This window comes from Pedobacter sp. SYP-B3415 (assembly GCF_004138205.1).
In the GTDB taxonomy this organism is placed as follows: Bacteria; Bacteroidota; Bacteroidia; order Sphingobacteriales; family Sphingobacteriaceae; genus Pedobacter.
Genome location: NZ_RXNQ01000022.1, coordinates 161293 through 176746, shown reverse-complemented (window position 1 = coordinate 176746; position 15454 = coordinate 161293). Strand labels below are relative to the sequence as shown.

General features: G+C 50.8%; 11 protein-coding genes. All 11 read left to right on the top strand.

From position 1 onward, the window contains the following. The first annotated feature begins 31 nt into the window (after positions 1 to 31). The 11 genes from EJV45_RS09440 (at position 32) to EJV45_RS09390 (ending at position 15444) form a co-directional block, all read left to right on the top strand. Entirely contained in the window at positions 32 to 793 is a 762-nt protein-coding gene (locus EJV45_RS09440; RefSeq protein WP_129715427.1) for a response regulator transcription factor, read from the top strand. Between the two features lie 87 nt (positions 794 to 880). After that, positions 881 to 1597 carry a DUF3891 family protein gene (locus EJV45_RS09435; RefSeq protein WP_129715426.1) on the top strand — a complete coding sequence of 239 codons (717 nt, stop codon included), beginning with the start codon at positions 881 to 883 and terminating at the stop codon, positions 1595 to 1597. 139 nt (positions 1598 to 1736) lie between these two features. After that, positions 1737 to 2822 (top strand): glycosyltransferase family 4 protein, encoded by a 1086-nt coding sequence (locus EJV45_RS09430; RefSeq protein ID WP_129715425.1) that lies wholly within the window; start codon positions 1737 to 1739, stop codon positions 2820 to 2822. Further along, complete coding sequence (locus tag EJV45_RS09425; protein ID WP_165305024.1) at positions 2812 to 3933, top strand: glycosyltransferase; 1122 nt, start codon at positions 2812 to 2814, stop codon at positions 3931 to 3933. Before EJV45_RS09430 ends, EJV45_RS09425 begins: the two co-directional genes overlap by 11 nt. Beyond that, positions 3902 to 4717, top strand: coding sequence for a glycosyltransferase family 2 protein (locus EJV45_RS09420; protein ID WP_165305023.1), 816 nt, complete (start codon positions 3902 to 3904; stop codon positions 4715 to 4717). Before EJV45_RS09425 ends, EJV45_RS09420 begins: the two co-directional genes overlap by 32 nt. Positions 4718 to 4874: 157 nt before the next feature. Continuing rightward, positions 4875 to 5441: an RNA polymerase sigma-70 factor gene (locus EJV45_RS09415; RefSeq protein ID WP_129715422.1), complete on the top strand. Its 567-nt coding sequence runs from the start codon at positions 4875 to 4877 to the stop codon at positions 5439 to 5441. A 495-nt stretch (positions 5442 to 5936) separates the two neighbouring features. Beyond that, positions 5937 to 7052, top strand: a complete 1116-nt coding sequence (locus EJV45_RS09410) for a FecR family protein (protein ID WP_129715421.1) — start codon at positions 5937 to 5939, stop codon at positions 7050 to 7052. An 85-nt stretch (positions 7053 to 7137) separates the two neighbouring features. Beyond that, positions 7138 to 10575: a TonB-dependent receptor gene (locus tag EJV45_RS09405; RefSeq protein ID WP_129715420.1), complete on the top strand. Its 3438-nt coding sequence runs from the start codon at positions 7138 to 7140 to the stop codon at positions 10573 to 10575. A 13-nt stretch (positions 10576 to 10588) separates the two neighbouring features. Continuing rightward, complete coding sequence (locus EJV45_RS09400) at positions 10589 to 12214, top strand: RagB/SusD family nutrient uptake outer membrane protein (protein WP_129715419.1); 1626 nt, start codon at positions 10589 to 10591, stop codon at positions 12212 to 12214. After that, positions 12186 to 13466, top strand: coding sequence for a glycoside hydrolase family 88 protein (locus EJV45_RS09395; RefSeq protein ID WP_129715418.1), 1281 nt, complete (start codon positions 12186 to 12188; stop codon positions 13464 to 13466). Before EJV45_RS09400 ends, EJV45_RS09395 begins: the two co-directional genes overlap by 29 nt. A gap of 1 nt (position 13467) precedes the next feature. Further along, entirely contained in the window at positions 13468 to 15444 is a 1977-nt protein-coding gene (locus tag EJV45_RS09390) for a polysaccharide lyase family 8 super-sandwich domain-containing protein (protein WP_129715417.1), read from the top strand. Positions 15445 to 15454 lie beyond the last annotated feature (10 nt).

The window sequence follows — 15454 nt, the reverse complement described above, 5'->3', positions numbered from 1 at the left end:
CCGGCTTCAATACTGAATTATAACCATTTTGATGCAGGATATTACTACGATTCTTGAAACGCAATTCCTGGAGCAGGCGTCCGGGCGGCGGGATAGCGAACCCGACCGGTTTGCCCGGGCCAAAAATATGGCCAGGCAATACGCCGCTGTTGAACATGCTGTAGTAGTGCTGAGCGACTTAATCGCAAATACGAGTTATGTATGTTACGGTGCGGCTGCTGCGGCGCTTGGTTTGTCAGATACAACCCATGATGTTCAGCTCGATTCGATATGGGAGGAAAAAATATTTGCCCGGATCCATCCTGACGATCTGCAGGCAAAACACATGCAGGAACTTCAGTTTTTCCATTTTCTGAAAGGTATCCCCGCGCCTGAACGTTGCCACTATCATGTGATCCGGAAGTTGCGCATGCGCGATGCCTCTGAAACCTATACCAACGTTTTGCACCGTATGTACTATCTGTATGATGCTGAGACGCAGCATACCGCGTTCGCCTTATGTTTGTATGGCTTTGGTTATTTCCCCTCCGGCGGAATTGAAGGGCGGATCGTTAACGCCCGGACCGGTCAATTTGTCGACCTGGCAGATGAGCAAACCAATATTCTTTCAGTAAGAGAACGCGAAATTCTCGGCATGATCCATCACGGAAAACAAAGTAAGGAAATTGCAGCCGTACTGTCAATTAGTATGAACACCGTAAACCGGCACCGGCAGAATATTCTGGAAAAACTTCGCGTGAACAACTCGGTTGAAGCGTGCCGGATTGCCAGTTCCTTTAACTGGATCAGGTAAATAACTGACGCCGCTAAACCTTTTCCGCACTTCAGCGTTCCTTGTCGGGCGCCCGGCGCATGCCGGCGCGGCTTATAGCTATACCTGATGATCGTAAACTACACCGAACAAGGCTGGGAAATTATCACCCAGCGGGCGCATGGCTTGCTCTCTGCAGCATTGGCTGCGCAATGGAAGAAATCCGTTCGCGGGCCGAGGTGGATTGAACTGCTCACCGCGATAGCTGAACATGACGACAGCAGGATAGAACTGCTGCAGAAGGACCTGTTGACCGCTGCGGGCGCTCCCCAAAACTTTACAATGAAGAAGATCGACCTTCAGCATTGCGAGGAAACAATTTTTATGGCGCAAAGTAAAAGCACATACATTGCGCTGTTATGTTCGGTTCACCTGGATTTTGTCTGTCCGCCCGATGTAGGCAGGGAGGTTAAAAACTTTCTCGGCCGGCAGGCTGCCCAGCGCGAACAATGGCGCAGACAGCTGGGCATAACCGCTGCACAATTGAAAAAGGATTATAGTTTATTGGAATGGTGCGATGCGCTTTCCTTACTTCTTTGCCAGAATGAAAATCAGCCGGAAGGCAGAAAAATAGAAATCAGCGAAGGTCCCGATGGCGTCGTTCACCAGCTTTTCCAGGAAGGAACGAAACTTAAAGTTGATCCTTGGCCCTTTGAGGCTTCCGGCTTTGACGTAAGTTATGAGTACCGCACGCTGACACAAATGGTCTTCAAAACACCTGACGAATTCAGAAAGGTATTGCTGAATACCGTTCCTGAAATCCGTACCTGGTCATTCAAAAAATAAATTTTTCCGTCCAAAACCGCGTGAATATGGCCGTTTCCACAGCTATACCCCAGGCGGCTCTGCGCTTTGCAGAAACTTTACCTGAATTCGTTAAACAATTTGGGGTTTAAATACTTTCTACTAGGAGTCAATTACGAATATGAAGATAGGTATTGTTGCACATTTAAAACACCCGATACGCAAGCCGTTTATGGGCGGACTGGAAGCTTTTACGTACGAAGTAGCGAAACATCTGATTGCCCGGGGCCACGATGTAACCCTTTTTGCGAGCGAGCATTCTGATCCTGCACTGGGTCTACGGTCTATTATGAGCGATGAGGATTATAACAGGCAGACCCTTAGTCGCTTCCCCTCACACGAGCTTGTAGAAGATTTTATCTCCACGCACCATGCGTACCTGGAGCTGATGCAGGACATTGACCGGGAGGGTTTTGATATTATCTTTAACAATAGCCTTAATTATGTTCCTATTACCATGGCTACCCTGATCAATACCCCTATGGTAACTGTGCTCCACACGCCGCCTATTTTTGAGATGAAAAGGGCGGCCGCACAGGAGCGTAAGGTTGGCAAAATCAGGTATGTGTCGGTATCAAAATCTAACGCAACAGCGTGGAAACCATATATTTCGAATTGTGAAATCATTTCAAACGGAATAGATCTTGGTCAATGGAAGTTTCACGACCGGAATGAAGGCGATTACCTGGTATGGTTTGGCCGTATTCACCCCGATAAGGGGACGCACCTGGCCATAGAGGCAGCCCGTTTGGCGGGGTATAAGATCAAAGTTGCGGGAAGCATTGCCGACCGTCACTATTTTGAAACTTATGTAGAGCCTTTGCTGAGTGAGCATGCAGAATTACTCGACCATCTGAACCATGAACAGTTAAACGAATTAATCGGCCAGGCCGCAGCCAGCGTCATTACCCCCTGCTGGGAAGAGCCGTTTGGACTGGTCATTGCAGAAAGCCTGGCTTGTGGAACTCCTGTTGCCGGGTTTGCCCGCGGCGCGCTGCCAAACCTGGTGTGCGATGAAACAGGTTGCCTGACAAGTAGTTGCAATCCCGCAGATCTTGCCCTGTGTATCAGGCAAGCTGTTACACTTGACCGGTTTGCCTGCAGGCAGAGAGCAGAAGATCTGCTGAGCATCGAGACAATGATCTCATCCTATGAGCGCTTGTTTTCTGAAGTTGTCGCGAACCGCTCGCTATCGCATGCCGTATAAGTTTTGCTTCTATATACACCACCATGGTTCCGGTCACCTCATGCGGGCACTGGCAATTGCGCGGCATCTGCCTGAAGGTGAGGTCATCTTCGCCGGCAGTGCATTGCGCAGGGCAGGCAGAGTTATCCCGGCAGGTATCAGGTGCATTGATCTGCCTTTAGATACGCCGGCGCCTGGAGAATCCGTCATAGAACCGATTCAATCCCAGGTACGGTTCGCACATTATACGCCCTATGGGCTTAATGGTTTGAAGGCGCGCAGCCATGCACTAACGGCGCTCTTTCATCAACACCCTGAAATACTTTTGTTTGTCGATGTCTCAGTAGAGATTGCTTTGCTGGCCAGGTTGTGCGGGGTGCCCTATGTGTATGTCAGGCAACACGGCCTGCGTAACGACATGCCCCACCAGTTTGCCTATGAAGCTGCCGAATTGATCATCGCACCCTATTCAGAAGAAATGAGTCATGCTGACCAGGAGGGCCTTTTTGGCAGAAAAACTTTGTTTAGCGGGGGATTTTCGCGCTATACCGGCCGGCATGCAGAACATCGCCCGGCAGCAAAACGTATCGCAGTTTTCGCAGGCGAAGGTGGTACATGTTTCGATGCCGGATTTTTGATCAGGCTTAGTAAGCAGCTTCCGGAGGCAGAAATTCATGTAGTTGGAAATCTGCAAATGGGCCGGAACGGGGAGGAAATGCCAAACTGTATGTTCCATGAATATCTTCCAGACCCGGCCGGTCTGCTGCTTACCTGCCGGGCTGTAATTGCCAACGCGGGTCATAACGCCGTAATGGAGATCGCCGACCTTGGCCTGCCTTTTATTTGTGTTCCGGCTGAACGCCCCTTTCGTGAGCAGGAAATAAAAGCGGAACATCTTGAAAGATTGAAACTGGCCATGATCGTACAACCTGCAGACCTGCATACGGTTTCGTGGTCCGATTGCATTCAGGATGCCATTGCGTTACGCAGACAAGCCGGCATACCAGCTATTACCGATCCGAATGCCTTCAATGTCATCGCCTCGCGGCTGATGAACCTGCATGAACAACTTTTTTCCGCACCAAGCTGTGAATCCGCCGATGAAGATTTCCGTACTCACCCTCACGCATAACCGCAACGGCGCACTGTTTAATACCCTTGCCGGACTTGCTGCAGGAACAGAGCTGCCGGCTGAAGTTGTTATCGTGCACCTGAACGAAGACACTATACCACTGCCGGAGCTTCCGTTTCCGGTAAAAAGCCTGACGCTGCATACCGGCAACCACCTGAACCTGGCCAGGGCACGGAATACGGCGATGGCACAATCCTCCTCTGCATTTAATATTTTTCTTGACGTAGATTGTGTTCCCGCCAGGGATCTCATCGCTGAATACCGGCGGGCCTTTCAGTCTGCTGATGTGCTGTGGTCGGGAACAGTGCGTTACCTTGCCGAAGGGGCAACAGACATAGAAAACTGGCAACATAACATGGAAAGCCTCAGCAGGCCGGATCCCGTGCGCCACGGCCATGATACTTACCCGTACGAGTGGTTTTGGTCGCTGAACTTCGGCTGCTCTGCCGCTGTGTTTGACAAGATCGGCCGATTTGATGAACAGTTCAAAGGTTACGGCGGCGAGGATACCGACTTTGCTTTTTCCGCCCGCGCCAATGGTGTGCCGCTGAAAGTTGTTCATGCAACCGCCTACCATCAGCACCATCCAAGCTACAGTCCGCCGCTGAACCATTTTACACCCATAATCTCCAATGCGAGCCGTTTTATTCAGAAGTGGAAGCAGCTGCCTATGCCCGGCTGGCTTGAAGCATTTGCGCGGATGGACCTGATCCGGATCAACGGGAATGAGATCGAGATACTCAGAAATCCTGCCGAAGCAGAAATCCAGGCTGCTCTGAAATAGGATTTTGATCGCTGATTACCAGAGAGTTGTTTCTCTTTAACTCCGCGGACTAATAGTGTTTCCTGCTGAATGAAAAAAAACAACACGCGTTTGTGCTATTGAAAAAAAGTAATAACTTAGCTTACACGATTAAGCTCAAACCAACTATAAACCGCGCATGCGCCAATCCGCAGCCCTTTCAGATCAGGAGCTTGCAACAGCTCTTCACGATGGCGATTTTTCGGCATTTGGGGAAATTTACGAGCGTTTCTGGCGCCCGTTATTGGCCCATTCCATACGCTTGCTCAAAGATGAAGAAGCGGCTATGGATGTGGTTCAGGATGTATTCGCGAGCTTATGGGAAAAACGTGATACGCTTGTAATCGGGCGATCTGTATCTGCATTTCTTTATACCTGCGTGCGCAACCGGATTTTTGACCGTATTGCACGGGATAAAGTTCATGATCGGTACCTGGCAGAGCTGGCCATCTATTATACGGAGGGAGCGCGTTATACCGATGAGGCCTATAGGGAGAAAGAGTTGTCGCGTGCCATCGACCAGGAAATAGAGGCTTTACCTGCAAAAATGCGTGAAGTGTTTGAGTTGAGCCGCCGGCATGAGTTTTCTTATGAGAAAATAGCCTTTACGCTGGATATTTCTGATCATACCGTAAAAAAGCAGATCAGCAATGCGCTGAAGATTCTCCGGGCAAAGCTGAGCACGCTTATGATGATGTTTTTTTAATGGAACTCAGCGGGACCAAATAAAAAGGAACCAGGATTAAAGACCACGGCGCCTAACCCCTCAATGAGATCAAAGAAAAAGGAATCAGGACGACCAGACCACGGCGCTTAACCCCTCAATGAGATCAAAGAAAAGGATCAAGGACGAAAGACCACGGCGCTTAACCCCTCAATGAGATCAAAGAAAAAGGATCAAGGACGAAAGACCACGGCATTGACACCCCCCCCCCACTACGCATAACCGGCCGAGGGGTTCTGCTCCCTGTCTCAAGACGCAAATCTCAAATCTCACACTTCAAAGAAATAGCGCCTAAACCCGCAATTCGCATAACTGGCTGAGGGGTTTCTGCGCCACGTCTAAATACGAACTACGAACGCCTATATACTACTCGAGGTCTCAAGCAAATCTCCCTTTTTAACTTTTTTTCCAAATCATCTTACACTCCCTTCCCTGAAGTTCGTCTTATCTATACAAAGCGACCAAATATCAGCCTGAATGGACAAGAAAGACATTGCCACACTTATTCAAAAATATCTCGACGGCAACTCCACCGCAGAGGAACGCACGTTTCTTGAAAGCTGGTATCTGGAAAAAGCGCGCGAGGCCTCTGATGTTAACCATGACCGTTTAAATGCCCTGAATAAACAGCTGCGTAACCGTCTCGGCATTAACCGGAAACCCATCCTTATACGTATGTGGCCTTACGCTGCTGCGGCGGTCGTGCTCGTTGCCGGCTTCCTGTTCTTCTCACAACCTGCTAATGAAACGGGAACCAGTCCGGCGAATATGACGGTTCATAAACAGGCTCCCGTTGTTCCCGGCAGCTCTAGAGCTATACTCGTACTGGCAGACGGAAGCCAGGTGGAACTTAGCGGACAAACGGGAAAGCTCGCCGAACAGGCGGGTGTTTCGGTTATAGCCAACCAGCCGGGCAGTCTGAACTACGAACAGAAAACCACCGGTGCGACTACAGACCAGACAAATGTGCTGCGCATTCCGCGTGGGGGCGAATACCAGCTTACCCTTGCAGACGGAACGAAAGTGTGGCTGAACTCGGGCTCGGAACTCAGGTTCCCGGCAGCATTTAATGGCAATGAACGGCTCGTTCAATTAAGCGGCGAAGCATATTTCGAGGTTGCAAAGCGCCAGGGCCAGCGTTTCAAAGTAGTCAGCAACGAAACAACGGTAACCGTTCTCGGAACACATTTTAATATAGCGGCCTATCCCGGCGACAAGGAAGTGCGGGCCACACTGCTGGAGGGGAAAGTGCAGGTAAACAAGGGCCGGGAGACTGCAATTCTTCATCCTGGGCAGGAAGCGCTGATGCATAGCGACAGAGACGGCATTCGCGTTAACGTGGTCGATGCAGAAGAGGCCATCGCCTGGAAAAACGGATACTTTATTTTTAAGAACGAAACACTTGCCCAGGCCATGGCCCGTGTTGGCCGCTGGTATGATGTCGAAGTCGAACTTCAGCCCGGAACAGAAAACAGCCGCCTTGGCGGTACATTTTCCCGTTCAAACAGTATTAATGAGCTTTTTGCAAATCTCTCCCTTATCCATGCTCATCAGTTTAAAATAAAAGGAAGAAAAATAACAGTTATGAAATAACATGTAATAAACGCTCGCGCCGCATCCCGCCTGTCATCCCGTGATCTGACAACCAAATAATCTAATCAAATAACCAAATATTCTCATGCTTACATTCAATTATGCCCGGAGCGTAACGCCCCCCCGTTGCCGTTTGCCGCGCGCTGCACAGGCCTTTATGCTGGCGGTTCTGCTCACCCTGATGGCCGGAAGACTTAGTGCGGCGCATGCCCAGAACATTAATTTTGCTGCCCGCGAGCGTACCACTGAACAGATGCTGGTGCAATTGCGCAAACAAACCGGTTACGACTTTTTATACAATGCCGAACTGCTTGACAGCCGCAGGAAACTTACGCTCAATCTTAAAAATACGACCATGGAGACCATACTACAGGAATTGCTGGTCCCACAGAACCTGAGCTGGCGCATAAACGGCAAGACAGTGGTTATTACCCGTGCAGTGCCTCGTGCCCCCATACAATTTAAAGTGACGGGAACGGTATTCGATGAACAGAACAACCCGATGCCCGGCGTAACCGTGCGTGAGAAAGGTACCGATAATTCTGTGCAGACTGACCCCTCAGGGCGGTACGGGCTGACGCTTACTGACGATCAGGCTACACTTGTTTACAGTTATGTAGGCTATCAGCAAATGGAAAAACCCGTAGCCGGAAAAACACAGGTGAACGCCGCCCTTGTGGCAGATGTGACCGGTCTGAATGATGTTGTGGTGGTTGGTTACGGCACTCAGCGAAAACGGGATCTGACAGGCGCCATATCAAAAGTCACTGCAGATGAGATTCGCAACATGTCAGTGAGTAATCCACTGAAAGCGTTACAGGGAAAGGTACCGGGTTTGATGATTACCAATACTTCTGGCGTACCCGGCTCTACTCCAAACGTGCGTATCCGCGGGGTAGGAACGACCAATAACACAAACCCTCTGTATGTGGTAGACGGCATGCCCATCGGTGGCATTGAATGGCTGAATCCAAATGATATTGAATCTTTCGAGGTTTTAAAAGATGCATCTGCAACCGCAATTTATGGAGCCAGGGCAGGAAACGGCGTTATCCTCGTGACCACCAAAAAAGGTTCAAGAGGAGATAAACTCCGTATTCAGGTTGATGCGCAGACAGGCGTCTCCAGTTTCTGGAATAAAGTAGAAATGATGGATGCCGGTGAGTATATAGATATGCAGCATCGTCTCCTTATTGAAAATCCGAACTACCAAATCCATAGCACCCTTCGTGATAAGGAAAAACTGCTCAGCCTTACCGAACGAGTTTCGGGTAGCCGCGCAGGCACCGACTGGTGGGATGTAATGACGCGTGTGGCACCCATGCAAAATTACAATCTGACTTTTAGCGGAGGCAGCAATACAATGACCTATCTGCTTAGTGCCGGGTATTTCAATGAACAAGGGATGGTGCGGTTCTCTGAATACGATAAGTTTACGACCAGGCTGAATACCACAATAGACGTAACAAAAAGAATCAAGCTGTCGGCCAATGTGAATGCAACAAAAGACAACCGCCGGTCTTTCAGCAGCGACATGGACCGTGGCATCCTGCTTCTTGCGCGCGTGCTGGATCCGATTGCACCATTATACCGCCACAATTACAATGCAGCAGACGCAACAGAAAGGTCGCTCTACCTGACGGGCTATAACCCGAACGATCCGTTTTCTGTTTACGGAAGCAGCTTGTATATCGGGCTGAACAATCCGTATGCAAAAGCTGAGCGTGAAACGCTGGGCAAAGGTGAGGCTTTCGCCGTTCGTGGCAATGCGGCAGTCGATGTGGAAATTCTAAAGTCGCTGAAATTTCGTACGGACTACGGTTTCACCATAGACCGCTCAAATTCATACGGCTTTGCCCCGAAATATTACCTCAAGGCCGATGACCAGGCAACCATCAATAAGGTAACTGCGGCCAATTCGATCACAAATAATTGGGTCTGGCAAAATACGCTGACCTTCGACAAACAGTTTGGAGAGCACCGCCTGAACGCGCTTGCGGGGATGACTGCAGAGGAATATAATTTCCGGACCTTCAACGGATCGAAAGACGGCGTTTTTTATAATGATGAATACATGCGCACACTGGATGCAGCCACCGTTAATCCGCTGGTGTCAGGCAACTGGGGCAACAGCGCGCTGATGTCTTTCCTTGGCCGTGTGAACTATGCCTTTAAAGACCGCTACCTGCTTACTGCAAACATCCGCAGAGATGGCAGTTCAAACTTTAACGAGGGCAACCGCTGGGGTACTTTTCCTTCAGCATCTGTTGGGTGGATCTTTACCGAAGAATCGTTCCTGAAGGGAAATTCCTGGCTGGATGAAGGTAAGTTACGCGGCGGCTGGGGACAAATCGGTAACCACAACGTTGCTGCAAGTGCTTTTGTCACGCTCCTTGGGTTTGGCGATACCCGCAGATATGTTTTTGGTCTGCCGAAAACAATCGTATCAGGCGTAGCCCAGAACAACTTCGCCAACCCGGTTAAATGGGAAACCACTGAACAATACGACCTCGGGCTGGATCTGACCATGCTCAAAAAACGGCTTTCAATTACCGCCGATTTTTATATCAAGAATACCAAAGATATGCTGGTAACCATCCCAACGCCTGCAACGGTTAATTACAACAGTCCCTGGTCAAATATTGGCCGGGTAAGCAACCGGGGTTTTGAACTCGAGCTTGATTACCGCGACAAGATCGGGGAATTCAGTTACAGCATCGGCGCAAATGGCGCAACCTTCAGAAACCGGGTCGAGTCATTGGGCTCTTCGGCGCCGATAAATGGCGGAAGTGCGCGCATTGGCGCCGTGACCCGAACCGAAGAAGGCATGCCGATTGGCTATTTTTATGGTTACCGCACCGCGGGAATTTTCCAGAATGCGGCAGAGGTGGCTGCTTCAGCGCAGAAAACCACTGCGCAGCCCGGCGACCTCCGGTTTGTCGATATTGATGGCAACGGCCTGATCGATAACAACGACCGGACCATGATCGGCAATCCGTTTCCTGATCTGACCTATGGCTTTAACCTTGGCGGCGCTTACAAAGGTTTCGATATTTCCGCTTTCTTCCAGGGCTCAATCGGGAACGAAGTGTTCAACCTCATGAAATATTGGACCAACCAGAACACGGGTGCTTTTAATGGCTTGAAAGGCATGACCGAAAGTGCCTGGCGGGCACCGGGTACACTCGGCGCATCAGACCCGGGTAATCCGTCGAATACCGACTTCAAATTTTCGACCTCGACCAGGCAGAACCTGCTTGTATCTGATTATTTTGTTGAAGATGGCTCGTATCTGCGTCTGCGTAACCTGCAGATCGGCTACACGCTTCCCGCCAGAACGCTGAGCAAAATCGGCGCATCAAGCTTCAGGCTGTTTCTGTCCAGTCAGAACCTCCTGACCTTTACAAAATATTCGGGCCTCGATCCTGAGTTGGGCGATAATAACCCCAAAGAGGTCGGCATAGACCGCGCAGTTTATCCACAGGCGCGCACCTTTACTTTCGGACTTAATGCATCATTTTAACAGATAAGAAACGATGAAAAAGATATCACTCTTCATTCTTTGCCTGCTATCTTTGGCAGGATGCCAGAAAGATTTCCTGGACCGCCGCCCGAACGGAGTGCTGCGCGGTGAAGATTTCGGACAAACAGAGGCCGATGCAGTTGCGCTGGTCGCTAACATCTACAGCACCATAGCAAAAAAAGACAACGAAATCTCGATGGTTATTCTTGGCGATATGGCCTCTGATGATGCAACCAAGGGCGGGGGGTCGGCAGCCGATGGTGCCTTTGCCGCCGATGTTGAATTTTTCAGGCCACTTACAGATAACGGTGCGCTCGGCCCTTGGTGGAGCTTCTGTTACCGGGGCATAACCGATGCCAACTACGCACTTACACGGCTGCCCGATATGCCGATAGATCCCGCCATTAGCCAGCGCCTGGTAGCCGAAGCGCGGTTTCTGCGTGCCTTTTATTACTTCAGGCTGGTACGTGTTTTTGGTGGAGTCCCGCTCGTTACCCGCCCGCTGTTTGTAGAAGACTATGGCACAAAAAGAAACACCCGGGACGAGGTGCGGGATTTCATAGTCAAAGAACTTGAAGAATGCGCCGCTATCCTGCCGGGCCGCGATAAGATTGTCCAGAATACCGAGTATGGCCGGGCCACGCGCGATGCAGCCAATGCGCTTCTTGCCCGCGTATGCCTGTTCTTTGCGTACGGTAATGCTGAAAACGCTGCACGCAATACACAGATGTTAACAAAAGCACGCGACGCGGCTTTAGCCGTGATCAATGCGCCTTATGGTTACCGGCTGGATCCCGATTTTGGCAAGGTTTTCAGAAGAGAAGGCGATGGCAATGCTGAAATTGTATGGGAAATCATGCACACTGAATCAGGAGTGAACGCTGAGACCGGGGGAAGCATTCTCGGTATTTACACCCGCTGCAGAAACTCAGGCGGCTGGGGGTTCAATTGCCCGACCATTGATCTTTATGATGCTTTCAAAACCGGTGATAAACGTTTGCTTTATACCGTTATCGACAATGGTGATGTATTTGAAAATGAAAAACAAAATCATCTCGGCTACGCCGGATCAGGTTTTCATTCCCGCAAGACCTTCCTCACCCTGTCAAAGCGTCCGAAAAGCGGCCACGATAATAACCTGAATTACCGGGTGCTGCGCCTGTCTGCCGTGTACCTGATGTATGCAGAAGCATTGATCGAGCTGAATGAAAACCTCCCTCTGGCTATGGAATATGTAAACAAAGTACGGTCACGTGCTTATGTAACTACGCCAAACCGCGATCCGGAGGCCACACTTCGTAAGATACACACAGACCCGAGGAACATAGCTGTTTCAGCAGCCGAATTCGAGCAGCTTTACAGGGCCCGCGCAACTACACAGGCAGAAGCCCGTGCTGCCCTTCGCAATGAACTGCGTCTGGAAATGGCCATGGAAAGTGAGCGCTATTATGACCTGGTTCGCTGGCGTACCGCCGAAACCGTACTCAAAAAGTTTGCAGATATTAAGGGCGTAAATGGGCTGCCGCTGTATGGCGACAAAGGGATCCACTTTGATGCCCAGAAAAATTATGTTATGCCGATACCACAGATTCAGATTGATCTTACCAATAATGCGATTACACAAAACCCGGGTTATTAATTTTTTGAGCGTTCAGGGGTTATTGAGACGCCTGCTGTTGCTGTTCCTCGTGTCAGGCGCAACTTCGGCACCGGCACAGCAGGCGCAGCCCCTGAAAGTCCTGCTTAAGCAAAATCTACAGCTGGCCACCAGCCGGTACAAACAGCTGAATGATGCCGTTCCTGCCGATCGTTTTCCGCGTTCGGTAGAAAACGGCCGCATGCGGCATACCGCTTACACAGACTGGACCAGCGGTTTTTTTCCGGGCAGTTTATTGTACCTATACGAATTTTCAGGGGATACAAGCCTGCTTGCCCTGGCCGATCGTAAACTTGAACTGCTGAAGCCCCTGCAGACCGTGACCGGGACGCACGATCTCGGGTTTATGCTGAACTGCAGTTTTGGTAACGCAAACCGGCTCCAGCCCGGCGAAGATAAAAAGAGCGTGCTCATTCGCAGTGCGCGGTCTCTTGCCACCCGATTTAACAAAAATATAGGTTGCCTCGAGTCCTGGAACGAGGTAAAGTCCTTTGATGGCAAAACCATGCTTCATTTCCCGGTCATTATAGATAATATGCTGAACCTGGAGCTCCTTTACCGGGCCGCTTCCCTGTCGGGCGATACGCAGCTTGCAGAAATAGCGAACAGCCATGCGCTGAAGACAATGAAAAACCACCTGCGCCCTGATTACAGCAGTTACCATGTAGTTAATTATGATGAACAGAGCGGCCGGCCCATGCAGAAGGAAACACACCAGGGATATGCAGACGAGTCGACATGGGCGCGCGGGCAGGCCTGGGGTATATATGGATTCACCATGGCCTATCGCGAAAGCGGAAAAAAGGTGTTCCTGAAGACAGCCCGCCGAATGGCCGACCATTTTCTTCGGCATCCGAATTTGCCCACCGACCTGATACCGTATTGGGATTTCCATGCAAACAAACCCGGCTTTACACCGCCCTGGTCTTACGACCAGTCACGTTATCCTGTGGTGCCGAGAGACGCCTCGGCGGCCGCAGTGGTTGCCTCGGCGCTGCTGGATCTGGCTGATTTTGTGAAAGGCAAAAAGGGCAGGTTTTACCGGGAAAAAGCGGAAACAATGCTGCAGAACCTGTCATCAAAAGCATATTTTGCATCCGGTATGGAAGCTGCAGGATTTTTGATCCTGCATAATGTCGGCAACTTCCCTGCGGGCTACGAGATAGATACACCGCTTTGTTATGGCGATTATTATTACCTGGAAGCAGCGCTGAAATACCTGAAACGAAACTGACATGCATATAAGACGGCTCAGATATATTTTCTTTTTTCTCGTCTGCTGCACTGCAACGGTCAGGGCGCAAAACGGGCATCATGAAATTTTGCTCCGCTATAAAACGTACCTGCTTCATACCTCGGCAGAAAAGATAGTTGGTTTTAAATTGGCGTCCGCGAGCTGGCCTGCACCAGACGGTGCGGGCCGGTGGCCGGACATTAATTATGCTGACCGTGAGCCCGGAAAATGGAAAACGCTGGAACATTTCAGGCGGCTGCACCTGCTTGCGCTCGTGCTGGCGGCAAATAAGCGAGATGCAGCTGAAACAGTGAAAATCCGGGCAGTGTTTTTGCCGGCACTCAGGCATTGGCTAAAGGAACGATACCAGAACCCGAACTGGTGGCATAACGAAATTGGCATTCCGCAGCTGATGCGCGACATTCTTATTCTGACAGCAGGTGAACTTTCTGAGAAGGACCTCCAGTCGGCACAGGCGGTTTTCAGACAATATGTTGTCAGACCGAAGAGCACCGGCGCTAACCTGGTCTGGGCCGCAGACCTTGCTTTTCATGATGCCGTGTTCAGGGGCGATTGGCCCGCCATGCAAAAATGGCGTCAGGCGATTCTGGGCGAATTAAAGATTACCACGGCAGAGGGCATCCAGCCTGATTTTAGTTTTCTTCAACATGGCGCACGGCTGCAAATGTACCAGTATGGAAAAGCGCTGTTCCAGGAATCGCTGCGCCTGGCCTGGCAGGTAAGAGGCACGCCCTTAGCCTTCCCGGCTGATAAAATGAGTATCCTGCGCGACTTTGTCCTGCAAGGCTGGCAATGGATGGCCCGGGGGCGCTTTACTGCCCCGGGAACCATAGACCGCTCCGTTAGCCGGCCCGGCGAGCTTGCCAGTGCCGACATCAGGCAGCTGATGCCTATGCTCAAAGACCTGTATCCTGCCGATAAGCCAACCTGGCTCGCGCTTGAGGCAAGGCAGAACGGACGTGGCAGTTTGAATGGCTTTCGTTTTTATCCACACGCCGATTTTACGGCCTATCATCAACCCCGGTTCAGCGTTTTTCTGAAGACGATCTCCGCCAGAACGCTTTCTACCGAATCAATTAACAATGAAAATCTGCTCGGCAGGTTGCTGGGCAGCGGCGACAGCTATATAATTAAAAACGGGAGTGAGTACGGTGGTATGCCACCCGTTTGGGACTGGCAAATGCTGCCTGGCCTTACCACATTTGCCGCAGCAGCCCGCACAGAACGGCGGCCGTTCTCAGGCGCAGCCGGAAACAGCTTGGGTGGCATGACTGCAATGGACTACGTGCTGACAGATGACCGGGCAGAAAGCCGGCTTGAAGCACGCAAGCTCTGGGTTTTTTATGGCAGTTCCATGCTGGCTCTGGTTGCTGAAGTGCAGCGTACAGGTTTGCAAACGGCAGTCTATACCGTTGCCGACCAAAGTCGCCTGCAAGCAACCACGCTGCGGCAGACACGCGTAGGTGGTGAGCAAATTGAACATAATGGTTTAACTTACTGGTTTGCGCCCGGCTCAAAAATCGATTTAAAGGCCGGTCCGGTTACAGGCAGCTGGAAACGCATTGATGGCGCAGCTTCGGCCGACACTGTAAGGGACCAGGTCTTTATGCCACGGATTGTTCACGGCAATACCCCCGGTTTTCATACCTGGTACGCTGTATCGGCGGCAGGCAGCAAACAACCAGGTTGGACCATATTGGCCAATAATGCAGCCGTTCAGGCCGCCCGGGCCTCAGACGGCACGCACTTTATCGCTTTTTATACGCCCGGCGCGCGCGTAACGAGCGGCAAAACGATATTCAGCGCCAGCCGCCCCTGCCTGTTGATGCAACGTGGAAACAGGATCTATGTTTCAGACCCCGCGCGCACTGCAAAAGCAATTGATCTGCAGATAGCGGCAAAACAGTACCGGGTCGTTCCGCCGGCTGATGGAAGTACAATCGAATTAACATATTAATACACACATA

Coding starts and splice junctions, on each gene's coding strand:
- EJV45_RS09440 (WP_129715427.1), top strand. CDS start 32: ATGCAGGATATTACTACGATTCTTGAAACGCAATTCCTGGAGCAGGCG.
- EJV45_RS09435 (WP_129715426.1), top strand. CDS start 881: ATGATCGTAAACTACACCGAACAAGGCTGGGAAATTATCACCCAGCGG.
- EJV45_RS09430 (WP_129715425.1), top strand. CDS start 1,737: ATGAAGATAGGTATTGTTGCACATTTAAAACACCCGATACGCAAGCCG.
- EJV45_RS09425 (WP_165305024.1), top strand. CDS start 2,812: ATGCCGTATAAGTTTTGCTTCTATATACACCACCATGGTTCCGGTCAC.
- EJV45_RS09420 (WP_165305023.1), top strand. CDS start 3,902: ATGAAGATTTCCGTACTCACCCTCACGCATAACCGCAACGGCGCACTG.
- EJV45_RS09415 (WP_129715422.1), top strand. CDS start 4,875: ATGCGCCAATCCGCAGCCCTTTCAGATCAGGAGCTTGCAACAGCTCTT.
- EJV45_RS09410 (WP_129715421.1), top strand. CDS start 5,937: ATGGACAAGAAAGACATTGCCACACTTATTCAAAAATATCTCGACGGC.
- EJV45_RS09405 (WP_129715420.1), top strand. CDS start 7,138: ATGCTTACATTCAATTATGCCCGGAGCGTAACGCCCCCCCGTTGCCGT.
- EJV45_RS09400 (WP_129715419.1), top strand. CDS start 10,589: ATGAAAAAGATATCACTCTTCATTCTTTGCCTGCTATCTTTGGCAGGA.
- EJV45_RS09395 (WP_129715418.1), top strand. CDS start 12,186: ATGCGATTACACAAAACCCGGGTTATTAATTTTTTGAGCGTTCAGGGG.
- EJV45_RS09390 (WP_129715417.1), top strand. CDS start 13,468: ATGCATATAAGACGGCTCAGATATATTTTCTTTTTTCTCGTCTGCTGC.